The 22,426-nt window shown below is 73.6% G+C and carries 23 protein-coding genes and 1 pseudogene; 8 read left to right on the forward strand and 16 right to left on the reverse strand.

Annotation, left to right across the window (positions count from 1 at the left end):
- Nucleotides 1–11: 11 nt before the first annotated feature.
- From ACGF12_RS15285 to ACGF12_RS15315, 7 genes are all read right to left on the reverse strand, one after another.
- Nucleotides 12–626 carry a disulfide bond formation protein DsbA gene (locus ACGF12_RS15285; RefSeq protein ID WP_393028987.1) on the reverse strand — a complete coding sequence of 205 codons (615 nt, stop codon included), beginning with the start codon at nucleotides 624–626 and terminating at the stop codon, nucleotides 12–14.
- Between the two features lie 70 nt (nucleotides 627–696).
- Nucleotides 697–2,268 (reverse strand): alpha/beta hydrolase, encoded by a 1,572-nt coding sequence (locus ACGF12_RS15290; RefSeq protein ID WP_393028990.1) that lies wholly within the window; start codon nucleotides 2,266–2,268, stop codon nucleotides 697–699.
- 396 nt (nucleotides 2,269–2,664) lie between these two features.
- The gene (locus ACGF12_RS15295; RefSeq protein WP_393028993.1) at nucleotides 2,665–3,063 is read right to left on the reverse strand and encodes a hypothetical protein; all 399 of its coding nucleotides are present in this window, start codon (nucleotides 3,061–3,063) and stop codon (nucleotides 2,665–2,667) included.
- Entirely contained in the window at nucleotides 3,026–3,952 is a 927-nt protein-coding gene (locus tag ACGF12_RS15300) for a hypothetical protein (RefSeq protein ID WP_393028996.1), read from the reverse strand. Before ACGF12_RS15300 ends, ACGF12_RS15295 begins: the two co-directional genes overlap by 38 nt.
- Before the next feature lie 156 nt (nucleotides 3,953–4,108).
- Nucleotides 4,109–4,819, reverse strand: coding sequence for a DUF6461 domain-containing protein (locus tag ACGF12_RS15305; RefSeq protein ID WP_393028998.1), 711 nt, complete (start codon nucleotides 4,817–4,819; stop codon nucleotides 4,109–4,111).
- Nucleotides 4,820–5,110: 291 nt separating this feature from the next.
- The gene (locus ACGF12_RS15310) at nucleotides 5,111–5,635 is read right to left on the reverse strand and encodes a hypothetical protein (protein WP_393029001.1); all 525 of its coding nucleotides are present in this window, start codon (nucleotides 5,633–5,635) and stop codon (nucleotides 5,111–5,113) included.
- A 9-nt stretch (nucleotides 5,636–5,644) separates the two neighbouring features.
- Complete coding sequence (locus ACGF12_RS15315) at nucleotides 5,645–5,974, reverse strand: hypothetical protein (protein WP_393029004.1); 330 nt, start codon at nucleotides 5,972–5,974, stop codon at nucleotides 5,645–5,647.
- Here ACGF12_RS15315 and ACGF12_RS15320 point away from each other — a divergent pair.
- From ACGF12_RS15320 to ACGF12_RS15330, 3 genes and pseudogenes are all read left to right on the forward strand, one after another.
- A pseudogene (locus ACGF12_RS15320) lies at nucleotides 5,942–6,130 on the forward strand (amidohydrolase); the annotation flags it as partial. The gene ACGF12_RS15315 and the pseudogene ACGF12_RS15320 sit on opposite strands and share 33 nt — an antisense overlap.
- A gap of 302 nt (nucleotides 6,131–6,432) precedes the next feature.
- Nucleotides 6,433–7,062 carry an ankyrin repeat domain-containing protein gene (locus ACGF12_RS15325; protein ID WP_393029007.1) on the forward strand — a complete coding sequence of 210 codons (630 nt, stop codon included), beginning with the start codon at nucleotides 6,433–6,435 and terminating at the stop codon, nucleotides 7,060–7,062.
- A 250-nt stretch (nucleotides 7,063–7,312) separates the two neighbouring features.
- Complete coding sequence (locus tag ACGF12_RS15330) at nucleotides 7,313–8,542, forward strand: IS110 family transposase (RefSeq protein ID WP_393029152.1); 1,230 nt, start codon at nucleotides 7,313–7,315, stop codon at nucleotides 8,540–8,542.
- 29 nt (nucleotides 8,543–8,571) lie between these two features.
- On the opposite strand, the gene ACGF12_RS15335 is transcribed toward ACGF12_RS15330, so the two are convergent.
- Both ACGF12_RS15335 and ACGF12_RS15340 read right to left on the reverse strand, forming a co-directional pair.
- Nucleotides 8,572–9,300 (reverse strand): maleylpyruvate isomerase family mycothiol-dependent enzyme, encoded by a 729-nt coding sequence (locus tag ACGF12_RS15335; RefSeq protein WP_393029010.1) that lies wholly within the window; start codon nucleotides 9,298–9,300, stop codon nucleotides 8,572–8,574.
- A 6-nt stretch (nucleotides 9,301–9,306) separates the two neighbouring features.
- Entirely contained in the window at nucleotides 9,307–9,837 is a 531-nt protein-coding gene (locus ACGF12_RS15340) for an SRPBCC family protein (RefSeq protein ID WP_393029012.1), read from the reverse strand.
- A gap of 231 nt (nucleotides 9,838–10,068) precedes the next feature.
- Between ACGF12_RS15340 and ACGF12_RS15345 the strand changes: the two genes are divergently transcribed.
- A complete protein-coding gene (locus ACGF12_RS15345) occupies nucleotides 10,069–10,995 on the forward strand; it encodes a LysR family transcriptional regulator (RefSeq protein WP_393029015.1) in 927 nt (308 codons plus the stop codon).
- On the opposite strand, the gene ACGF12_RS15350 is transcribed toward ACGF12_RS15345, so the two are convergent.
- The 3 genes from ACGF12_RS15350 to ACGF12_RS15360 all read right to left on the reverse strand — a co-directional run bounded on the left by ACGF12_RS15350 (nucleotide 10,967) and on the right by ACGF12_RS15360 (nucleotide 12,962).
- The gene (locus tag ACGF12_RS15350; RefSeq protein ID WP_393029018.1) at nucleotides 10,967–11,110 is read right to left on the reverse strand and encodes a hypothetical protein; all 144 of its coding nucleotides are present in this window, start codon (nucleotides 11,108–11,110) and stop codon (nucleotides 10,967–10,969) included. The two genes, ACGF12_RS15345 and ACGF12_RS15350, sit on opposite strands and share 29 nt — an antisense overlap.
- A 264-nt stretch (nucleotides 11,111–11,374) precedes the next feature.
- Complete coding sequence (locus ACGF12_RS15355) at nucleotides 11,375–12,145, reverse strand: GNAT family N-acetyltransferase (RefSeq protein ID WP_393029021.1); 771 nt, start codon at nucleotides 12,143–12,145, stop codon at nucleotides 11,375–11,377.
- Nucleotides 12,146–12,188: 43 nt separating this feature from the next.
- Nucleotides 12,189–12,962: a crotonase/enoyl-CoA hydratase family protein gene (locus ACGF12_RS15360; protein WP_393029024.1), complete on the reverse strand. Its 774-nt coding sequence runs from the start codon at nucleotides 12,960–12,962 to the stop codon at nucleotides 12,189–12,191.
- Nucleotides 12,963–13,109: 147 nt separating this feature from the next.
- On the opposite strand from ACGF12_RS15360, the gene ACGF12_RS15365 reads away from it, so the two are divergent.
- A complete protein-coding gene (locus ACGF12_RS15365; RefSeq protein WP_393029027.1) occupies nucleotides 13,110–14,447 on the forward strand; it encodes a PLP-dependent aminotransferase family protein in 1,338 nt (445 codons plus the stop codon).
- A 133-nt stretch (nucleotides 14,448–14,580) separates the two neighbouring features.
- On the opposite strand, the gene ACGF12_RS15370 is transcribed toward ACGF12_RS15365, so the two are convergent.
- On the reverse strand, nucleotides 14,581–15,558 hold the full coding sequence (locus ACGF12_RS15370) for a helix-turn-helix transcriptional regulator (RefSeq protein WP_393029030.1): 978 nt from the start codon (nucleotides 15,556–15,558) through the stop codon (nucleotides 14,581–14,583).
- Between the two features lie 99 nt (nucleotides 15,559–15,657).
- On the opposite strand from ACGF12_RS15370, the gene ACGF12_RS15375 reads away from it, so the two are divergent.
- Nucleotides 15,658–16,209, forward strand: coding sequence for a DinB family protein (locus ACGF12_RS15375; protein ID WP_393029033.1), 552 nt, complete (start codon nucleotides 15,658–15,660; stop codon nucleotides 16,207–16,209).
- Between the two features lie 53 nt (nucleotides 16,210–16,262).
- Here ACGF12_RS15375 and ACGF12_RS15380 read toward each other — a convergent pair whose 3' ends face one another.
- Nucleotides 16,263–16,478 carry a heavy-metal-associated domain-containing protein gene (locus ACGF12_RS15380; protein ID WP_387614606.1) on the reverse strand — a complete coding sequence of 72 codons (216 nt, stop codon included), beginning with the start codon at nucleotides 16,476–16,478 and terminating at the stop codon, nucleotides 16,263–16,265.
- A 570-nt stretch (nucleotides 16,479–17,048) separates the two neighbouring features.
- Between ACGF12_RS15380 and ACGF12_RS15385 the strand changes: the two genes are divergently transcribed.
- A complete protein-coding gene (locus tag ACGF12_RS15385; protein ID WP_393029036.1) occupies nucleotides 17,049–18,020 on the forward strand; it encodes a glutaminase in 972 nt (323 codons plus the stop codon).
- Between the two features lie 61 nt (nucleotides 18,021–18,081).
- On the opposite strand, the gene glmS is transcribed toward ACGF12_RS15385, so the two are convergent.
- The gene (glmS, locus tag ACGF12_RS15390; RefSeq protein WP_393029039.1) at nucleotides 18,082–19,908 is read right to left on the reverse strand and encodes a glutamine--fructose-6-phosphate transaminase (isomerizing); all 1,827 of its coding nucleotides are present in this window, start codon (nucleotides 19,906–19,908) and stop codon (nucleotides 18,082–18,084) included.
- Nucleotides 19,909–19,993: 85 nt separating this feature from the next.
- The gene (locus tag ACGF12_RS15395; protein WP_393029042.1) at nucleotides 19,994–20,269 is read right to left on the reverse strand and encodes a hypothetical protein; all 276 of its coding nucleotides are present in this window, start codon (nucleotides 20,267–20,269) and stop codon (nucleotides 19,994–19,996) included.
- 193 nt (nucleotides 20,270–20,462) lie between these two features.
- Here ACGF12_RS15395 and asnB point away from each other — a divergent pair, with 193 nt between their 5' ends.
- Entirely contained in the window at nucleotides 20,463–22,313 is a 1,851-nt protein-coding gene (gene asnB / locus ACGF12_RS15400; RefSeq protein ID WP_393029045.1) for an asparagine synthase (glutamine-hydrolyzing), read from the forward strand.
- Nucleotides 22,314–22,426: the final 113 nt, after the last annotated feature.

A 22,426-nucleotide genomic window follows, 5' to 3' on the forward strand; every position in this document is an offset into this window, starting at 1 on the left:
CGGCCCGCCGGTCAGGAGAAGTCCAGCGACCCCGTCCGAGTCCGCTTGAGCTCGAAGAACTTCGGGTACCCGGCCAGCAGCCGGACCCCGTCGAAGACCCGTACGGCGTCCTCCCCGCGCGGGATCGCGCTCAGCACCGGGCCGAAGAAGGCGACGCCGTCCACGTGGATGGTCGGGGTGCCGACCTCCTCGCCGACCGGGTCCATGCCCTCGTGGTGGCTCTTGCGCAGCGCGATGTCGTACGCGGTGCTGTCGGCCGCCTCGGCGAGCTCCTCGGGCAGGCCGGCCGCGACCAGGGCCTCGCGGATGAGGGTGTCGTCGGCGGCGCGGTCCTGGTCGTGCAGACGGGTGCCGAGCTCGGTGTAGAGGTCGCGCAGGACGTGCTCGCCGTGCTTCTCGGCGGCGGCGATGCAGACCCGGACGGGGCCCCAGCCCGTGGTCATCAGACGCTGGTAGCGCTCGGGCAGGTCGGTGCGGCCCTCGTTGAGGACGGACAGGCTCATCACCCGGAAGCTGAGGTCCAGCTCGCGCTGCTTCTCGACCTCCAGGATCCACCGGGAGGTGATCCAGGCGAAGGGGCAGACGGGATCGAAGTAGAAGTCGACTTTGGTGGCGTTCTCGTTCACATCGACGATCCTAGGGCCCGATTGGACCACTCCCCAGGGCCAATCACCGCCCACTACCATGGGCCACTTCTCAGCTGCAGGTGGTCCCGTCCGCCGGCACCGTGCCGTCCAGCAGGTAGGCGTCCACGGTCCGCTTCAGGCAGGGGTTGCCGGTGTTGTACCCGCCGTGGCCCTCGCCCTTCAGTGTCACCGTGACGCCGACGCCCGCTCCCAGCTGCTGCGCCATCGTACGGGCACCCTCGACCGGGGTGGCCGGGTCGCCGGTGGTGCCGACCACCACGATCGGGGCGGCGCCCTCGGCCGAGACCTCCGGGTGGTCGGTCTTTCCGGGGACGGGCCAGCCGGTGCAGCCGGTCAGGCCCCAGGCGGTGAAGGGGCCGAACACCGGGGAGGCGGTGCGGAACTGCGGCAGCTGCTGCTCGACGTCCTGGTCGGAGTAGCGCTGCCGGGCGTCCACGCAGGAGATCGCCCGGTTGGCCGCGTTCAGGTTGTTGTAGCGCCCCTGCGAGTCGCGCCCGAGCAGCGAGTCGGCCAGCTGGAGCAGCGTGTTGCCGGTGCCCTGCTGCATCGCCTCGGTGAGCCCGGAGGCCAGCACGGGCCAGGTCTGCTGGCTGTACAGCGCGGCCGCGATGCCGGTGATGGCCAGGCTCTCGGTGAGCTTGCGCCCGCTGTCGGTGGGCAGCGGCGACTGCGCGAGCTTCTGCAGCAGGCCGGTGATCTTCGCCGTGCCCTCGGCGCCGCCGTTGCCGGTCGGGCAGGCGATCGCGGCCTGGGTGGCGCAGGCCTTCATGAAGTTGCCGAGGGCGAGTTGAAAGCCCTGGGCCTGGCCGAGCGCGTCCTGCTGCGGGTCCTTGGTCGGGTCGACCACCGAGTCCAGGACGAGCCGGCCGACCTCCTTCGGGAACAGGTGCGCGTAGACGCCGCCGAGCTGGGTGCCGTAGCTGATGCCGAAGTAGAAGAGCTTCTGGTCGCCGAGCACCTGCCGCATCAGGTCGAGGTCGCGGGCGGCGCTCTCGGTGTCCACGTAGGGCAGCACCGGGCCGGAGTTGCGCTCGCAGGCGGCGGCGAACTGCGCGTTGGCGTCATCCAGCGCCTTGACCCCCGCCGGGGTGTCGGGGGTGCTGTCGACGGCCACGTTGACGTCCATCGCCCGGTCGCCCAGGCACTTCACCCCGGCGCTGTCGCCGACCCCGCGCGGGTCGAAACTGACCAGGTCGTAGCGGGTGTTGAGGGAGGCGTAGGCGCTGGCGAAGGCGGGCAGGGTGGCCACGCCGGAGGCGCCGGGGCCGCCGAAGTTGAAGAACAGCGAGCCGATCCGGTGCTGTTCGTCCTTGGCCTTGCTGCGGATCAGCGCGAGGTCGACGGTCCCGCCGTCCGGCTTGGCGTGGTCCAGCGGGGCCTTGAGAGTGGCGCACTGCCAGTCGTTCCCTGGCGCGGCGCCGCCGCCCTGGGCGGCGCTCGGGGCCGGGCAGGGGCGCCAGACCAGTTGCTGGGCGGCCAGGCCGGTGGCGGTGGCGCCGGTGGCCGGGGAGATCGGCGCGGGCTCGGCGGCGGAGCTGCTCTCGCTCCGGCAGCCGGCGGCGGGGGCCAGCAGCAGTGCGGCCAGGCCGAGCGCGCCGGCGCCGCGGACGACGGTGTGCATGGAGCGGTCCACCTCTCGGGGTCTGCCTCGCGGCGCGGTCTCGGGCCCGCCGCGCACCGGCGCGCGGCGGGCGGCGTACGCCCCGGCGCGCGGCACCGTCGACGCACCACAGACCCTAGGGGCCACGGCGCGGCAATGCTCGCCGGAAGCCCCGGACGGGGGGCGTGCGCCGTCCGGACTGCCACCGGCCGACCGGGTGAGGGTGCAACCGGCCCACCGCGTGGCAGCCTCACCGCCGGCCACCCGCGCCAGGGCCGCAGCCGCGGGCACGGAGGGCAGGCGCATCGAGCGGCGACACCGCTGTCCCGGCAGTGGACGCGGCGGGAGGAGCGGGTGGCGGCGCGGCCGCGCACGGCGGCCGTCGCCGCCCGAGGGCGGCGACGCGGGCTACGCGCGTCAGGCGGACGGCCGGAGGGCGGCCATGGCCTCGTCGATCCGTCCGAGCTTCAGCAGCAGCGGCGCGAGCAACAGGCGGTCCGCCGCAACAGCGGGAACCGCGGCAGCCTCCTCCAGGCGGCCGGCGTCAGCGAGCAGCGACGCCAACTCCTCGGCCGCGTACGGGGCATCGGGATCGGCCCGCAGCTCCTCGATCGCCTGGTCCAGGCGGCCGCAGGCGGCGAGCAGTCGGGGCCGGAGCCGGACGTACTCCCACTCCGGCGCACCGAACCGGGCGAGCACACCGTCCAGGTACGCCAGCCCCTCCTCGGCACGCCGCTGGTCGACGTACAGCTCGCACAGGGTGGAGACGATCCAGTCCTCATCGCCGCCCCTCTCCCACGGCAGGGCGCGCAGCACCTCGATCGCCTGTCCCCCGCCCGTGCCGGGCCAGGAGTCGGGCGAGCCGCGCCGCCTGGTTCGGCGACTGCGCCGCGCGCGCCCGGTGGACCTCGACCGCGCCCTCGATGTCGCCGCGCAGCTCCAGCAGTTCGGCCAGGGCGGTCGAGGCGTTCCCGAGCGAGTCCTCCGCCGCGTAGGCCCGCAGCTCCTCGACGCGGTCGTGCCGCGCCAGCAGATCGGCCAGCCGGCCACGGCCGTTGCCGGAGGTGGTCTCCCGGGCGCGCAGCAGGGCGATCGCCTCGTCCACCCGGCCCTGCCGCTCGCGGACGACGGCCAGCAGGTCGACGGCGTTGTCGGGCTCGGGGACGCCGAGCTCCGCGTTCGGCCAGCGCTTGGCCGGTGCCTCGATCCTGGCCGCGAGCAGCTCCGCGACCTCCTCGTCCCGGCCGAGCCCCTCGGTCACGTCGACCAGCGCCGCCGCGAACTCCGCCTCCTCGATGTGCGGCCGGAGCAGCTCGAACGCCTCCTCCCCCCGCCCGTGCCGCGCGAGCAGCCGGGCGAGGTGCTCGAACGCCGCGCCCTCGCCGACGCCCAGCTCGGAGAGCACCTGGGCGAAGGCGATCGCCTCCTCCTCGTAGCCCCACCGTTCCAGCAACTCGGCGTGCGCACGGGCCGCGTCCCAGGAGCCCGCCTCGATGTACGGGGCGAGCACGGCCAGGGCGTCGTCCTGCCGGTCCTCGGCGGCCAACTGCTCCACCCACGCCCGGGCGCAGTGCCAGTCGCCGGACGACGCCTCCTGTCGCACCCGGTCGAGGTGGCCGTGCTCGATGAGCCGGGCGACCAGGTCGGAGGGTATCCAGTCCACGTGCGTACCGCGGGCTCGACGGTCGAATTCAGCGGCATCCATGATCGCGAACCTTACCGTCCGAAGGCGACGTCCTCGGCAACTTGGCCGGATCCGTGCGCGACCGGCATCACAGCGGCACCCGCAGTCACGCCGCCCGGGCGGCGTCCGCCGTCGGAGCGGCCTCTCCCGTTCGCGGTGAGGACCCGCTCCGGAACCTCACCGCGGCCCCAGACCCGGCGTGCCGCGCACCACGTAGGCGGGCAACCGCAGCTCGCCCAGCACCGCCCGGGGCAGGAGCAGCCCGAACCGCCGCCCGACCACGCCGAGGGCCCGGCGCCGGACGGCCCCGGCGCGCTCGCCCCCGGGAGCGCAGGGGGTGATGCCGTCGGCCTCCAGGACCTGCGCGGCGACCAGCTCGGGCACCAGCAGATCGGGCTCCTGCCCCCAGCGCCAGCGCTCCTCGCCCAGGCCGAAGCCGCACAGCACGGCGCCGTCCCGGGCGTAGTCGAGCAGGGCCGGCGGCTGCTCCGGCATCGGGCGGAAGTGCACCACCTCGGCGCCGTGTCGGGCTATCTCGGTGAGCAACTCGCCACCGGTCGAGTCGCCGTACTCGATCGCGAAGGACCAGCCGCCCGCCTCGCCGACCCGGATCACGCCGTCGCCGTCGCCACCGGGGCGGTAGCCCTCGATGTCCAGGTCCCAGATCCCCGTCCCGCTGATCGGCCCGGTGACGGCCGCCGGGTCGGCCCCCATCCGGCGGGCGAGTTCCTCGGGCGGGATGCCCCGGGCGAACACCACCCCGTCGACCTCGGCACCGACGTCCGCCAGCCACTGGATGTCGTCCCGCCGGGTGCCGTTCGGCGGGGTGCCGTCCCGCAGGGTGCCGCCACCGCCCCGCCCCTCGCCCCCGCGTGCACCGTCGCCCATGACGTCCCTCCCCTTCACGCCGGCCCGCGATGGACAGGCGCAGCCGGACGCACCCTAGCCGACACCACCGACATGCAGCACCGACAGGCGGGCAGAGGTTGGTGCGGCAGGTGAACTCACCTGCGGTGCGCCGCCGTTCAGCCGCAGTCGCCGCCCGACGGAGGGCTGTCCGCGGTGCTCCACTGTCCGCGGTGCTCCGCCCCGGCCGACGCCTCCGGGGCCGACCCGAACCGAGGCGCACTGCGGAGCCGCCCTCGCCGCCCGATCGAGCACCCCGGCGAACCCGTGTGGCTAGAACTCCCCGGCCACCCCCAGGTCCTGCCGCATCGCATGCCGCATGATCTTGATCAGCGCCCACAGCTCGTCCTGCGCCTCGGCGGCGGATCGCAGGCTCTCACCGGGCCTCGCATCGCCTTGTTCCAGGCGCTTGACCATCCCGTAGACGCGGGTGAGCGCCTGGTTCGCCGTGTCGCCCGGGGCGATCACGGCATCGGGAGCGATCATCAGCGTCTCGGACCAGTGGTTGCGGTGCGCGTCCTTGGCCTCCTCCAGCGCCCGGATGTCGCCCTCCTCGGGCGTCCGGTCGCGCAGGACGCGCAGGTGCCGGTGGAGCGCGGTCGCGAACTGCCGTGCGTCACGGTACAGCCGGGTGTAGCAGCCGCGCCGCAGGGCGAGGTTCTCGCGGGTGTCCTGGAAGGCCTGGCCGAGCTCCAACTCGCGCCGCTTGGCCCGTTCGGCGCCCCGCTGGGTGAGCAGCGCGGCCCCGAGGGTCCCCGCCACACCGGTCACTGCGATCGCCACTGCCGCTATGTCCACCCGGTCACCCTAGTCAGCAGCCCCAACCGCCCGCTCGGGAAGTCGGACCCGCCGACTTCCCGAGCGACCGGCCCCGGCCGTCAGGCGCTGCGCCGCCCTACGGCTCGACGCATCAGGGGGGGCGTAGACCGCAGCGGCCACGAGCATGCCCACCGGCAGTGCCAGGTCCACGCCCGTCAGGGCCGCCACCGGGCCGGTGTACAGGGTGTCGACGCACAGCGCCGAGGTGGTGAAGCCCGCGGCCAGGGCCAGGACACCGGCGGGGTTGACGCCGGCGCGGTACCAGAAGGGGCTGCCGGGGGATTCGTTCCGGCGCTGCTCCTGCTCTTCGACGCCCACTCCATGATCGCCAGCCCGCGCGCCCTGGAGCTGGCCGGCGTCGACGGCCCGCGCACCTTCGACCAGGCCGCCGAGGTGGTCTGCGACGCCGCCGGCCGCCCCACCGGCCTGCTACTGGAGGACGCTGCCTGCGAACTGGTCGAGCGCGCCGCCCCGCCGACCTGACCGTCCTGGCCGCCGACCCGCTCACCACCCGCGCCACCGAACTCGCCGGCCTCCCCGTCCTGCTCACCGTCGTGGACGGGCGGCCCACCCACCGCGCCGACGCGCTCTCCTGACCGGTCGCGGCCGACCACTCTCCTGGAAGCGGTGGACGGCCGGGTCATCCGATCGGTTGACCCGGCCGTCCACCGTTCAGCCCCACGATCCCGCCCGCCCCGCCGACACCACCGGCCGCCCGGAGCCCTCAAGCTGGTGACGGACCGGAATCGCGCACCAACCCGTGGAGGAGCCCCGCCATGACCGACCGTCCGCTGTCCCCCGCCGACCGGTCCCTGCTGGACGCCGCCGAGCGCGGCGGACTCGACGCCGTCCGCGCGGCCCTGGCCGCGGGCGCGAGCGTCGAGGCGCGGGACGACGAGGGCCGCACCCCGCTGCTGCGGGCCGCCTTCGCCGACCGGGTCGCCGTCGCCCGGCTGCTGGTCGAGGCCGGCGCCGACGTCAACGCCCAGGACCCTCAGCTGAACAGCCCCTGGCTGGTCACCGGCATCACCGGCAGCGTCCCGATGCTGCACGCGCTGCTCCCGGGTGGCCCCGACCTCACCCGCCGCAACCGCTACGGCGGCGTCTCGGTCATCCCGGCCGCCGAACGCGGCCACGTCGCCTACGTCCGCGCGGTGCTCACCGAGACCGCCATCGACGTCGACCACGTCAACGACCTCGGCTGGACGGCCCTGCTGGAGGCGGTCCAGCTCGGCGACGGCGGCCCCGCCCATCGGGAGATCGTCGACATCCTCCTGGCCCACGGCGCCGACCCGCTCCTCCCGGACGCCGACGGCACCACGGCCCGCACCCACGCCGAGCGGCGGGGCTTCCCGGAGATCGCGGCCGCCCTGCTCGCCGCGGAGGGCCGGACGCTCAACCCCTAATGGGACTCGTCGGACCGTAGGGGAAACTACGGTCCGTAGCCGCCAGCGAGTGAGCACTACCAAGCCCGGAGCCAGTGTGAGCTCTGGGGTCAGACCGTGCCCTCGCTGGTCGGCCGGGAGGCCATGACCGCTGATGGGATGGCGTGCCCGCCTGCAGGTCGGGCGTGAGCACTGGATCCATTAGGGCGCGAGCCGTGCCTTCCGCAGGCTGCAGGCAAGGATCCGACGAGAGCGAAGGGCTGGGGTGCTGGTGCTGTTCATCGGCGACGACTGGGCCGAAGACCACCACGATGTCGAAGTGCAGGACGAGACGGGCCGCAAGCTCGCCACCGTCCGGCTGCCGGAAGGCGTGGAGGGCATCGCGAAGCTGCACGCCCTCATCGCCCGGCACAGTGGCGACGAGCCGGAACCGGGGCAGGTGTCGGTCGGCATCGAGACCGACCGGGGGCCCTGGGTGCAGGCCCTGGTCGCAGCCGGATACCGGGTCTACGCGGTCAATCCCCGACAGGCTGCCCGGTTCAAGGAGCGGTACGGCACCTCCGGGGCCAAGAGCGACAAGGGCGACGCCCACGCACTCGCGGACATGGTCCGCATCGACCGCGACCAGTTGCGGCCGATCGCCGGGGACAGTGACAAGGCCCAGGCCGTCCGCGTGGTCGCTCGCGCCCACCAGACGCTGGTCTGGGAGCGCACCCGCACCTTTCAGCGGCTGCGGAGCACGCTGCGCGAGTACTTCCCCGGCGCGCTGGCTGCCTACGCCGGCCTTGAACTGACCAGTACCGACGCGATGGAACTGCTGATCAAGGCCCCCACACCCCAGGAGGCGGCGAAGCTGACGAACCCGCAGATCACCGCGGTCCTGGCCAGACACCGGCGCCGTGACCGGGACCAGAAGGCCGCCGCGATCCAGGCCGCACTCCGTGCGCCCCGGCTCGGCCTGCCCGCGCCGGTCACCGCCGCCTACGGCGCGGCGGCGGTCGCGCACGCGAGGCTGCTGATTGCACTGAACGAGCAGATACAGGCGCTGGAACAGCAGGTGAGCGCGCATTTTCTCGCGCACCCGGACGCTGAGATCTACCTGTCGATGCCCGGCATCGGCGAGATCACCGGCGCCCGGGTGCTCGCCGAGTTCGGGGACGACCCCACCCGCTACACGTCCGCCAAGGCCCGCAAGAACTACGCCGGCACCAGCCCCGTCACCCGCGCCTCCGGCAAGAGCCACACCGTCCAGGCCCGCTACGTCCGCAACAACCGCCTCGCCGACGCCCTGCAACGCCAAGCCTTCTGCTCGCTGCAGAGGTCACCCGGCGCCCGCCGCTACTACGACAAACAGCGAGCCCGGGACCTGGACTACAACCCCGCCCTGCGCCAGCTCGGCAACCGTCTCGTCGGCATCCTCCATGGATGCCTCAAAACCAGAACCCTCTACGACGAGGCCACCGCCTGGTCACACCACGCAACCCTTCCAGCCGCAGCTTGACATCGCTACGGCATGGGATGTCTGACCCCTCACCCCCAGCCGGGCACCGGCGGCAGCGGCCACGGCGGCAGCACCGGCGGCGGACCGTCCGAGCACAGGTCCGCCGCCGGACCGCGCCCGGCGAACCAGGCGAGCAGCGCGTGCCCCGGGCCGCGCACCACCGGGCCCTGCTCGCCGAGGGTCCAGGTACGGCCGAGGTCCTCGGCCTCGATCCGGGCGACCGCGACCCGCCGCGCGGCCAGCGCCGCCACGCTCTCCTCCAGCGCCCGCCGGACGAAGGCCTCCGGCCAACTCCGCGCCGAGTAGCCGAGGTTCAGGTCCACATGGTGCACCTCAAGCTCGCGCCAGGCCCGCCACAGGAGGTACCAGGCCGGGTGCCGCCACCCCGCCAGCGCGGCGACCAGCACCGCCCTGCGCTCGGCGGGCAGCGCCGCCGCGTCCGCGAGCAGCCCGTCCAGACTGCCCCGCAGGTCCGTGACCAGCGCGCCGGCGCCCCGCTCCGCGCCCTCGCGCAACCGCCGTTCCAGCTCGGCGGAGTCGGCGCGCGGCCCGGCCGGCGTGTCGGTACGGGCCACGGCGAGCATCCACCGGTACGCGTCGGCGCTGCGGGCGAGGTGGGTGAGGACGTGCCCCCGACTCCAACCGGGCAGCGGCGACGGTTCCCGGGCCTCCCGGTCGGTCAGCGTCCCGACACTCGCGCCGAGCCGCTCCGCCGAGGCCCGGACCGCCTCCAGCAGGCCCGCGAACTCCGTCTCCACGTCGATCTAACGCCCCGCCTCGGCCAGCGACTTGACGCCCTCCAGGGTCGCCGTCATGCCGCCGCGCAACTCATCCAGCCGAAAGGCGACGATCTTCTCCTCCAGCTCCGGCCTGGCCTCGATGGCCAGGGTGACGCCGCTGCGGCCGGGGCCGATGACCACCGACTGGCGCACCCGGGTGCCACCGTCCTCGGGAGTCAGGTCGAAGCGCCACCGGGCCAGCGCACCGGGCACCTCCGACACCGGGTCGCCGTACCGGCCGTCTACGTCCATGACGGCCCAGGCGAAGGCGCGGCACTCCGTCAGTTCGATCACCTCGGAGACCGTCCGCCAGTCGCGCATGTTCACCCGGCGGTTGTGCCCCTCGAAGCGCGCGCCCATCGCGGGGCCGTCCGCGCCGTCCAGCCAGGCGACCTGCTGGAGCTCCGGGCTGAGCCGGGCGGGCAGGGCGATGTCGGTCACCAACCCCCAGACCCGCTCCACCTCAGCCCCGACGATCACCTCGCACTGCGTGCCCGGACCGTCGGCGTACCGCATGCCGCTCCCCCTCCGTACCTGATGTCGCTCACGTACCTGATGCAGCCGATCCAGCGAACTCCTACGGGTCGACACCCGCCGTACCCCCGCCTCGGCGTCCGGAACGCCGCGAAGGCAGCGGGCGGGTTGCCGCCCTTCTCGCGGGCCCTGCGATCGATGATCGATCCTGCCGGACATCCAAGTCAATCCACCGGTTTGCTGGGACACTTCCAAGCATTACCTTGGATCACCGTGACTCTTGACGACCTCCGTGTCTTCGCCGCCGTCTGCCGGGCCGGCTCGCTCAGCGCCGTGGCCCGCGACCTGGCGTGCAGCCAGTCCGCCGTCAGCCAGCACGTGAAGCGGCTGGAGCGCGAACTCGGCCTCACCCTGATCGAGCGCCACCCGCGCGGCGTCGTCCCCACCAAGGCCGGACGCCATCTGCAGACGGCCGTGGCCACCGGCCTGGGCGGGATCGACCACGCGCTGCGCACCATCGCCGAACTCGCGCGCGGGGAAGGCGGATCGGTACGGATCACCACCGGCGCCACCAGTATCCGGCACTTCATGTCCGCGGCCGTGGTGGACTTCCGAAAGCGCTTCCCGCAGGTCAGCCTGGAGTTCCAGACCGGGGTCTCCAGCCGCAACTGCCTGGAGGCGCTCACCGCCGGGCACGTCGACCTGGCCTGGATCACCCTCGGCACCCCCGTCCGCGGCGTCGACCAGCGGCCCGTGGTGGACCTGCCCTGGGTCCTCGCCGTCGCGGCCAACGACCCGCTCGCCGCCCGGGACCGCGTCGAACCCGCCGACCTCCAGGACGCCCGGCTCATCGGGCTGCCGCAGAACTCGGTGTCCCGCTCTCAACTCGACGACTGGCTGGGCAAGTCGGGCATCCGGCCGGTCTTCGACACCAGCGTCACGGACTGGGACACCGCCATCCTGCTGGCCGAACTCGGCCTCGGTCAGGCCGTCGTACCCGCACTCCCCGAGTGGCAGGGCCCCGGCCACCCGGGCCTGCGGCTGCTGCCCCTGCCCGACCTGCCCGGCCTCACCGTCGGCTGGGCGCTGCGCGACTGGGACACCCTGGGCCCGCTGGCCCGGGCCTTCGCCGACACCGTCGCGGCCCACTGCGGGCGGGACGCGACACCCGCTAGCCCTCCGACCGTCGCCACTCCCTGACCGACGGTGCGCCACCGTCCAGGGCCCGCCGCAGGCCCTCCTCCCCCGGGACGGCGCCCGGCAGCTCGGCGAAGTCCTCCGGCAGGACGTCCAGCAGGCTCCGCAGATACCCCACGTGATCGGGTAGGTTGCACGATGTGCTGAGCGAGAACCAAGCTGGCACGACGGCACGTTGCGAGAACCAAGCACGGGCCACCTCTGCTTTGCCGTACAAAACCGGGCAGGTTCCGTCCCGGCTGGTGCTGAGGGAGTAAGACCTTGCGGGTCGCTGACCTGTGGGGCTTCCTGAGCCAGGAATCCCCTGCTTCAGCTGGGGGAGGGTTCAAGTCTCCGTCCTGACCGAGCGGGGTCGACCGCCGGCCGCCGCCCCTTCCACCGCTCAGCGCGAGTGGAAGGAGTGGATGCGGCCGATCTCGGTGAAGCCCCGCCGTCCGTACCACTCCCGCGGCCAGTCGGCGGCCTCCGCGGCGAGGAAGAGCCGGGGGATGCCGGCGGCGGCGGCCAGCGCCAGGCCGGTGGCGAGCAGGGTGTCGCCGTGGCCCGCGCCGCGATGCCGGGTACCGGTGACCAGGTCCTCCAGCTGGGCCAGCCCGGCAGCCCGGTCGAGGTAGAGGTCGCTCCAGGCCGCGATCCGCCCGTCCGGTGTCCGGGCGGCCAGGAAGTGCACCTGCTCGGCGCCGCGCAGCCGGGCGGCCCGGCGCTCGGTGAGCTGACGGGCGAGTTCCGCGTCCTCGTACCACTCCGACTGCTGACGCAGGACCGGCGCCCGCAGCTCGCCCAACTCGGCCGGGAGCGCGGCCGGTTCGGGCAGTTCACAGCCCTCCGTCTCGCGTGTCAGGAGCACGATGGCGCCCGACTCGTACCCGGCCTCGGCCAGCACCGGAGCGGCCCGCTCGCCCCACTCGTCGTCCAGCATGGTGATCGCGTACTGGCCGCGCCGCCCGAGCCACCGCGCCGCCAGCTCGGGCAGCATCGCCGGATCGGTGCCCGGCCCCGTGACGACCAGGTGGTTGTGCTCGTGGGAGCGGACGAACTCCTCGTCCCGGACCGCGAACACCCCGGGGAACTCGGGGGCTTCGACGATCTCGGCCGCCTGGCGGCGGGCGAAGGCGACATGGAAGGCGGTCACACGCGCAAGCAGATCGGACATCCCGCCATGATCGCCCCGCCGCCGCTCCGGGCCAAGCGAAATTTCAGCGGGCCTGCGAGCGGTCGAGGAACCGCCGCAGCCCGTCCCGGACGCCGTCCGTCGGCACGGTGGCGGCGAAGGCCGCCGCCTCGACCGCGAGGCCCTCGTCGATCGGCAGGTTGATCCCCCGGGTGACGGCCCGCAGGCAGGCCGCCACGGCGGTCGGCGCGTGTCGGATGATGCGGTCCGCCAGGTCCCGGGCCGAGTCGAGGAGTTCGTCCGCCGGAACGACCGAGTTGACCAGGCCGATCTCGGCGGCCCGGGCCGCCGGGATCGGGTCGCCGGTGAGGATCATCTCCAGCCCGCGCTTGCGGCCGACGTGGCGCGGCAGCCGCTGTGAGCCGCCGAAGGGCGGCGGGAAGCCGAGCGAGATCTCCGGCTTGGCGAAGCTCGCGTGCTCGGCCGCGACCGCCAGTGGCGCGGCCTCGGTGATCTCGCAACCACCGCCGTACGCGAGCCCGTTGACGGCGACGATGACCGGCTTCGGGAATTCCTCGATCCGCCGGGTCAGCGTGTGGCCGCGCCGGACGAACTCGCGCAGCGCCCGCTCGGGCCCGCCCGCGATGCTGGCGGCCAGGGACGGGATGTCCGCGCCCGCGCTGAACGCGCGCTGCCCGGCGCCGGTGAGGATGACGGCGCGGACGGTGTCGTCGGCGTCGCTCCGGTCGAGGTCGGCGAGCAGCGCGTCGATCGTCGGATAGTCGAGGGCGTTGAGCTTCTTCTCCCGGTCGATGGTGAGAGTGACGACGTGCTGGTCCCGCTCGCTGCGGACGGTCATGGCCGGATGCTCCCTTTCGCCTCAAGCCCTGCTCGTCGCAGGCTAGGAACACCGGTCCAGGACAATCCAGTTATTGTCCTGGATACACTCCTGACGAGCTCCGCCCCACCCTCCGCCCAGCTCGGACCACGGAACGGCAGGCCCCCTATGCGACCGCCCTCCTACAAGGCCGTCGTCGACGAGTACGCGGCCGCGATCCGCTCCGGCGCCCTCCCGGCCGGCACCCGGCTGCCGACCCACCGCGCGCTCGCCCGGGAACGCCGGATCGCCCTCGCCACGGCCACCCGGGTGTACGCCGAACTGGGCGCCGCCGGGCTGGTGGTCGGCGAACAGGGCCGGGGCACCTTCGTCCGGGTCCGCTCCGGCTACGACGGCATCGAGCCCTCGCGCGCGCTCCCGGTGCCCCGGGTGGCCGACCTGTCCTTCAACCAGCCGCTCGCCCCCGGCCAGGGCGACCTGCTGCGCCAGGCCCTGCGCGCGCTCGCCACCTCCGGCGACGCCGAGGCCCTGCTGCGCCAGCACCCGCCGGGCGGCCACCGGCACGACCGGGCCGTCGTGGCCACCTACCTGCTGGACCGCGGGGTCGACACGGCGCCGGAGAACGTCCTGCTCACCAGCGGGGCGCAGCAGGCCCTGGACTGCGTCCTGCGCACGCTCACCCGCCCCGGGGACGTATTCGCCGTCGACGCGCTCAGTTACCCGGGCATCAAGCTGCTCGCCGCCGCCCACGGCCTCGACCCGGCCCCGGTCCCGGTCACCCCGGCCGGCCCGGACCTCGACGCGCTCGACCGCCTCTGCCGCGCCCGGCCGGTCCGCGCGGTGTACACGATCCCGACGGTCCACAACCCGCTCGGCTGGGTGCTGGACCGCACCCAGCGCGAGCGCCTCGTCGCGATCGCCGCCGAACACGACTGCACGCTGATCGAGGACGGCACCTACGCCTTCCTGGAGGCCGCACCGCCCCCGCCGCTGCACGCCCTCGCCCCCGACCGCACCTGCTACGTCGCCGGCCTGTCCAAGAACGTCGCCCCGGGCCTGCGGTTCGGCTTCGCCGTCCTGCCCGACCGCCACCTGCGCGCCGCCACCACCCAGCTACGCGCGGCCGCCTGGGGCGCCCCCGGCCTGACGACGGCCCTCGCCACCGGCTGGCTCGCCGACGGCACGGTCGCCCGCCTCGAACAGCAACGCCGCGCCGACGCCGCCGCCCGCCAGGCCCTCGCCCGAACCGCCCTGGCCGGCCTCGACGTCACGGCCCACCCCAGCTCCTACATCCAGTGGCTCACCCTGGAACCCCACCAACGCCCCGACCAGGTCGCCGCCCTCCTCGCCACCGAGGGCATCCTCATCTCCACCGCCGACGCCTTCGCCACCACCCCCCACCACCACCCCAACGCCGTCCGCCTCGCCCTCGCCACACCCCCACTCGACCGACTCCCCGAGGCCCTCCACCGCCTCCGCAGCACCATCGAGTCCATCGCCCCGTGAGCCCCCGCCGCACGAGAAGTCGACCGGGCCGACTTCCTGTGCACCTCCGAACTCCCCGGTCCGCGAGGGCCTGAACCGATCAGCCCAATCCCCCCACCACCGGGCCGCAGGGGAAGTCGACCGGGCCGACTTCCTACTCCGCCCCCGCCCCCGCCCCCGCCGCCCGCCCGAAACGGGCCGCCCACTCGCCGAGCAGCTCCCGCAGTTCGGGCGGCCGCACAACCTGGAACTCGGCACCGAGCGAGCCCAGGGCCATCGCGGGCCAGTCCAGCGAGTCCGCCGTCATCACGAGCCGGCAGCGCTCGGCCCCGGCCTCCTCGACCTCGCCCCAGCGCCCCACGTGCGCGCGCACGCGCTCGGCGGGCGCCTCCACCAGGGCCTCCACCCGGTGCGGCCGGGGCATGCCGCTGCGGCCGGCACGGACGAACTCGGCGGCGTCGGCTGCGGGGAGGGGTCGCTGGGCGAAGCGGGCACCGCTGCCCTGGGGGGTGGTGAGGCGGTCCAGGCGGAAGCTCCGCCAGTCGGCGCGGTCGAGGTCGTAGGCGACCAGGTACCAGCGCCGGTCCAGGCTGACCAGCCGGTGCGGCTCGACGTGACGTTCGGTGCGGGGCGCGGAGGCGGCGGTGTAGGAGAAACGGAGCCGTTCGCCGTCGCGGCAGGCCAGGGCGACCACCGTGAGGACGTCCGGGTCGACGCCGGAGCCCGTGGAGGTGCCCCAGTCGACCGGGACGGTCATCGCGCGCAGCGCCTCGACCCTGCGACGCAGCCGGGCCGGCATCACCTGGACGACCTTGGCCAGCACCCGTACGGAGGCTTCGCCGACGCCCTCGACCGGGCTCTCGGCCGCCGCCTGCAGGCCCACCGCGAGTGCGACCGCCTCCTCGTCGTCGATGACCAGCGGTGGCAGCGCCGCGCCCGCCGCCAGTTGGTAGCCGCCGTCGACCCCGCGCTGGGCCTCGACGGGGTAGCCGAGTTCGCGCAGCCGGTCGACGTCGCGGCGCAGGGTGCGGACGGAGACGCCGAGTCGGTCGGCCAGTTCCTCGCCGGGCCAGAACCGGTGGGTCTGGAGCAGGGAGAGCAGTCGCAGCGTCCGGGTGCTGGTGTTCGCCATGCCCTGATTCTCTCCGGGATTCAGGACAGGAAGTGACCGCAATGGTCCGTACCGTGGTTCTTGTCCGAGGGAGCAGGAACCGAACGGAAGGCCAGAACCATGACCACCACCTCCGCCGCCAACGCCAACGCCAAGACCACCGTCACCGGCGAGCGCGCCGACCTCCTGGTGGCGCTGGAGAAGCAGCGACACTTCCTGCGGTTCACCACCCGCGACCTCACCGACGAGCAGGCCGGCGCGCGGAGCACCGTGAGCGAGCTGTGCCTGGGCGGGCTGATCAAGCACGTCACCTCGGTCGAGCGCCTCTGGGCGAACTTCATCGTGGAGGGCCCGTCCGCGATGCCCGACTTCACCGCCTGGACCGAGGCCGACTTCGCCCGCCGCGCCGACGAGTTCCGCATGCTGCCTGGTGAGACGCTGGCCGCTGTGCTCGCCGAGTACGCCGAAGTGGCCCTCCGCACGGACGAGTTGGTGGCCACTCTGGCCGACCTGAGTGCCACTCGGCCGCTACCGAAGGCCCCGTGGTTCGAGGCCGACGCCGAGTGGTCGGCCCGCCGGGTGCTGATGCACATCGTCGCCGAGACCGCCCAGCACGCGGGCCACGCCGACATCATCCGCGAGGCCCTGGACGGCGCGAAGAGCATGGGCTGAGGCGGACGGGGTCTGCCGCCGGGGTCCGGGCGGCAGACCCCACCGCACCGGAGTCAGACCTGGCCGACGAAGGTGAACCCGGCCCCGTCCACCGCGCTGCGCAGCGCCGTCTCCTCCAGCGGCTGGGCCGAGGCCACGGTGACCCGGCCGCTCGGCGCGTCCGCGACGACGCCGGTGACACCGGGGATGGCGGCCAGCCCGGCGCTCACGCTCTTCTCGCAGTGGCCGCAGCTCATGCCGTCGACGGTGAGGACGGTGGTGATGGACATGACGGTGCCTCCGATAGGGCAGCTGGTGGGTTTGGAGCGGTCGAACCGGTCGACCCGCACCACAACACCCCAATCCGACGCCGTTCCCCAGGAACACGCCACACGGGTGGCACCTTCGAGTGGTTCCGGGAACCGACCGAACCCCGCGTCCGACAGGAGCCGCCGGCACCCCCCGCTGAACCGCCACCGCCCGACTGCCCGGGCCCGGGCGCCCCGGCACCGGTGATGATGCAGCAGATCAAGGGCCTGCACGGCTGTGTGCCCAACGGCTGGCCCTACTCGGACGCCGGCACACTGCTCACCGGCCCGCCCCTCCAGGCCCCGACCAACGCGCCGTAACACCACAGCTCCCAGGCGCCGGTCAACGCGCCGCGGCGGGCGGCCCGGTGATGGCCTTCGGTCCACCCACCTTGCACGGCCCACTGCACGACCCACTGCACGGACCACGGCGCAGCACCGACGCAGCACGGACGGACCACTACGCGGACCACGGACGCGGCAAGGCCCCGGAGCACGGATAATCACTGGTCGGACCGGGTGTCACCGAAAGGCCGACACCCGGTCCGAACCATGATCGTCAAGCGTGTGCACGTGGAGGAAGCCGTGATCGACGGGGAGAGCCTGGACTGGCCGGTGCTGCTGGAGGCCGCCGAGGCGGCCGCCCGGGCGACCACCGGCCGCGGCCGGGTCGCCGACTACATCCCGGCCCTCGCCACGGCGGACCCGGAGGCCTTCGGCATGGCCGTTGCCACCGTCGACGGCGAGCTGTACGGCGTCGGCGACTGGGAGCAGCCGTTCTCCATCCAGAGCGTCTCCAAGCTGTTCTCCCTGGCGCTCGCCCTGGCCCACAGCCGCGACGGCGGTGACGCCCTCTGGCGGGGCGTCGGCCGTGAGCCCTCCGGCAACCCCTTCAACTCCCTGGTGCAGCTGGAGACCGAGCACGGCATCCCGCGCAACCCCTTCATCAACGCCGGCGCCCTGGTGGTCACCGACCGCCTGCAGTCGCTGACCGGCGACGCCTCCGGCGCCGTACGGGAGTTCCTGCGCCACGAGTCCGGCAACCCGCTGCTGGACACCGACCCGGTGATCGCCGCCTCCGAGGCCGAGCACGGCCACCGCAACGCCGCGCTCGCCCACTTCATCGCCAGCCACGGCAACCTGGAGAACCCGGTCGAGACGGTCCTCGACCACTACTACGCCCACTGCGCCGTCGCCGCGAGCTGCCGCGACCTCGTGCTGGCCGGCTCCTTCCTCGCCCGCTACGGCGTGCGCACCGACGGCACCCGGCTGATGTCCCGCAGCGAGGCCAAGCGCGTCAACGCCGTCCTCCTCACCTGCGGCACCTACGACGCCGCCGGCGAGTTCGCCTTCCGCGTCGGCCTGCCCGGCAAGAGCGGCGTCGGGGGCGGCATCCTCGCCGTACTCCCCGGCCGCGCCGCCGTCTGCGCCTGGGGCCCCCGCCTCGACCAGGCCGGCAACTCCGTCGCCGCCGTCACCGCCCTCGACACCCTCACCACCCTCTCCGGCTGCTCGGTGTTCTGAGCCGGAAGGGCCCCGGTCGTCCGCACAACGACCGGGGCCCCAGGGCCTGGCGGGCGGCGGACTACTCCACCGTCACGCTCTTCGCCAGGTTGCGCGGCTTGTCCACGTCCCGCTCAAGGGCGACGGCGGCGTGGTAGGCCAGCAGCTGCAGCGGGATGTTGAGCAGCAGCGGGTCCAACTCCGGCTCGCTCTTGGGGACCAGGATGCAGTGGTCGGCGAGCTTCTCCTCGGGGCGGCGGTGGGCGACGGCGATGACCCGGCCGTGGCGGGCCTTGATCTCGCCGAGGGTGGTGAGGTTCTTGTCGAGCAGCTCGTCGTCCGGGACGAGGGCCACGGTGGGCAGTTCGGGGCTGATCAGGGCCAGCGGGCCGTGCTTGAGCTCGCTCGCCGGGTAGGCCTCGGCGTGGACGTAGGAGATCTCCTTGAGCTTCTGCGCGCCCTCGCGGGCGACCGGGTAGCCGCGGACCCGGCCGATGAACATCATGCCGCTGGAGTCGGCGTACTCGGCGGCGAGCCGGGCGATCGCGTCGCTCTGGTCGAGGACCTCCCGGATCTGGTCCGGCAGGGCCTGCAGGGCCGAGACGATCCGGCGGCCGTCGGCGGGCGAGAGGTCGTGGATGCGGCCGAAGTGCAGGGCGAGCAGGGCGAAGGCGACCACGGTGGAGGTGAACGCCTTGGTGGAGGCGACCGAGACCTCGGGGCCGGCGTGCAGGTAGATGCCGCCGTCGCACTCGCGGGCGATCGCGCTGCCCACGGTGTTGACGACGCCGAGCACCCGGCCGCCCTTGCGCTTGATCTCCTGGACGGCGGCCAGCGTGTCGTAGGTCTCGCCGGACTGGCTGACCGCGACGTACAGGGTGTCCGCCTCGATCACCGGGTTGCGGTAGCGGAACTCGGAGGCCGGCTCGCTGTGGGCGGGGATCCGGGCCAGCTCCTCGATCAGCTGCGCGCCCATCTCACCCGCGTAGTAGGCGGATCCGCAGCCGAGGATCTTCACCCGGCGGATCTCGCGCAGCTCCCGGGCGTCCAGGTTGAGGCCGCCGAGGTGGGCGGTGCTGAAGCGCTCGTCCAGCCGGCCGCTGAGGGTGCGCTCGACCGAGGTGGGCTGCTCGTGGATCTCCTTGAGCAGGAAGTGCTCGTAGCCGGCGGTGTCGTAGGAGTCGATCTCCCAGTCCACGGTGGACGGCTGGCGGTGGGTGGTGCGGGCGTCCGAGGTGAAGGTGCGGAAGCCGTCGGCGCGGACGGTGGCCAGCTCGCCGTCCTCCAGGTGCACGACCTGGCGGGTGTAGCGGACCAGGGCGGAGACGTCGGAGGCGACGAACATCTCCTTCTCGCCGAGGCCGAGCACGATCGGGCTGCCGTTGCGGGCGACCACGATGCGGTCCGGCTGCTCGGCGTCCAGCACCGCGATGCCGTAGGTGCCGACGACGCGGCCGAGTGCGGCGCGGACGGCGTCCTCCAGCTCGACGCCCTCGGTGGCGTGCGCGGCGATCAGGTGGGAGAGCACCTCGGTGTCGGTCTCGGAGCGGAACACGGCGCCGTCGGCGGTCAGCTTGGCGCGCAGCTCGTCGGCGTTCTCGATGATGCCGTTGTGGACGACGGCGATCCGCTCGGCGGTGTCCAGGTGCGGGTGGGCGTTGGCGTCGCTGGGGACGCCGTGGGTGGCCCAGCGGGTGTGGCCGATGCCGGTGGTGCCCTTGAACCGGGCCGGCACGGCCGCCGCGAGGTCGGCGACCCGGCCCTTGACCTTGCGGAGCTTGATCCCGCCGGTGCGCCCGGCGACGGCGACGCCGGCCGAGTCGTAGCCGCGGTACTCCAGCCGGGCGAGCCCCTCCAGCAGGAAGGGGGTCGCGTCCTTGGGGCCGATGTAGGCCACGATTCCGCACATGCGTGATCTCCTCTTGGGAAGGTCGGATCTGGAGAAGGTCGGGTCTCGGGACGGTCGCGCGGCCTGGCGGGGTGGGGGGCGGCGCTCAGCCGTAGACGATCCGGCGCAACTGGCGGGCCGAGAGCTCCGGCGCCGCGACGCGGCGGGCGGAGAGCTCCTCGGCGAGCCGGGCGAAGATCCGCTCGTTGGTCAGGCCGCGTGCCTGGAGCTCGCCGTGGCGGCGACGCACGTACTCCTCGGTGCTCTCGGAGAAGTACGCCAGCACCTCCGCCACGACCCGCGCCGCCTCCCGGGGCCCGAGCGGGCTGGTCCGGGTGAGGTGGGCGAGGAGGTCTTCGTGAGGGTGGGGTGAGCTCGGCACGAGTGAGGACTCTAGGTCGCGCCGCCCGCCGAAGCCAAAGATCTTGCCCGAATTCGGGCAGACTTTGCGACTTTCAGCTCAGGCAACCAGATGGACCCCCGCCCGTCACCCTCCCGACAGGCCCTTGAAGCGGCGCCGATTCCACACGTAGCGTGATCCGGAGAACACGCAGCGGAAGACCGGAGGCTTGCTGATGTGCGGGATCACCGGATGGGTCGCCTTCGAACACGACCTCACCGCCGAACGGGACGTCCTCGACGCGATGACGGCCACCCAGCTCTGCCGCGGCCCGGACGCCGGGGGCGTCCACCTGCAGCCGCACGCCGCACTCGGCCACCGCCGACTCGCGGTGATCGACGTCGAGGGCGGTGTCCAGCCGATGACGGTCGAGCACGACGGCCGGCTGCTGGCCGCGCTCACCTACAGCGGCGAGGTCTACAACCACCGCGAGCTGCGCGCGGAACTGGAGGCGGCCGGGCACCGCTTCCGCACCCGCAGCGACACCGAGGTCGTGCTGCACGCCTACCTGGAGTGGGGCGAGCGCCTGGCCGAGCGGCTCAACGGCATGTTCGCCTTCGCGATCTGGGACGCCCGGCGCGAGGAGCTGCTACTGGTCCGCGACCGGATGGGCGTCAAGCCGCTGCACTACCACCCCACCCCGGACGGCGTGCTCTTCGGCTCCGAGGTCAAGGCGATCCTGGCCCACCCCTCGGTGCGCCCGGTGGTCGACCTGGACGGGCTGCGCGAACTGCTCGCCCACACCCGCACCCCCGGCCTCACCCCGTACCGGGGCATCCACGAGGTCCGGCCGGGACACGTGGTGCGGGTGCGCCGCGAGGGCATCTCGGTACGCCGGTACTGGGCGCTGGAGGCGCGCGAGCACGCCGACTCGCTGGAGGCCACCGTCGCCACCGTCCGGGCCCTGCTGGACGACATCGTCCACCGCCAGCTGGACTCGGACGTGCCGCTGTGCTCGCTGCTCTCCGGCGGCCTGGACTCCAGCGCCGTCACCGCCCTCGCCGCGATGACGCTGCGCCGGGCCGGGGCCGGCCCGGTGCGCTCCTTCTCCGTCGACTTCACCGGCCAGAACCGGAACTTCCACACCGACGAGGTGCGGCAGACCCAGGACAGCCCCTACGCCGAGCTGCTCGCCGAGCACGTCGGCGCCGACCACACGGTGATCGAGCTGGGCGCCGCCGAGCTCACCGACCCGTCCCGGCGCGCCACCGTGCTGCGCGCCCGCGACCTGCCGAGCGGCGTCGGCGACATGGACATCTCGCTGCTGCTGCTCTTCCGGGGCGTGCGCCGGGAGTCCACCGTGGCGCTGTCCGGCGAGTCCGCCGACGAGCTGTTCGGCGGCTACCGCTGGTTCCACGACCCGACGACCGTCGCCACCGAGGACTTCCCCTGGCTCGCCGGCATGGCCACCATCGCCGGCCCCGGCTCCGTCCCGCGCGAACACCTGCTGGACGCCGGCCTGCTCACCAAGCTCGACCTGGACGGCTACCGCAGGGCCCGCTACCGCGAGGCGATCGCCGAGGTCCCGCACCTGGACCACGCCGACCCGCTGGAGCGGCGGATGCGCGAGATCTCCTACCTCAACCTGACCCGCTTCGTCTGCATCCTGCTCGACCGCAAGGACCGGATGAGCATGGCCAACGGGCTGGAGGTACGGGTGCCGTTCTGCGACCACCGGCTGGTCCAGTACGTCTTCAACACCCCGTGGGCGATGAAGAGCTTCGACGGACGGGAGAAGAGCCTGCTGCGCGCCGCCGTCCGGGACGTCCTGCCGGCCGCGATCGCCGACCGGGTGAAGAGCCCGTACCCGGTCACCGCCGACCCGCACTACCCGGCGCTGCTGCGCGCCGAACTCGCCCAGCTCGCCGCCGGGCACGAGTCCCCCGCCCTCGGCCTGCTCGACCGGGGTCGGCTCGCCGCCGCGCTCGCCCCGGACACCGACCCGCGGTCGGTCCTGCTGGGCGTCGACTTCGCGCTGGACCTGGACGCCTGGCTGACGGAGTACCAGGTGACGTTGGAGCTCTGACCCTTGTGGCCGGACGGTGCGGCGGCCCCGGCGCGGGGCGCCCCCCCCGGCGGGGGTTAAAACCCCACAAAGAGGAAGGCGGCCCCCCCCCCCCCGGCGTCGCACGATTCGGG

Source organism: Kitasatospora sp. NPDC048296, from assembly GCF_043201815.1.
GTDB lineage: Bacteria > Actinomycetota > Actinomycetes > Streptomycetales > Streptomycetaceae > Kitasatospora.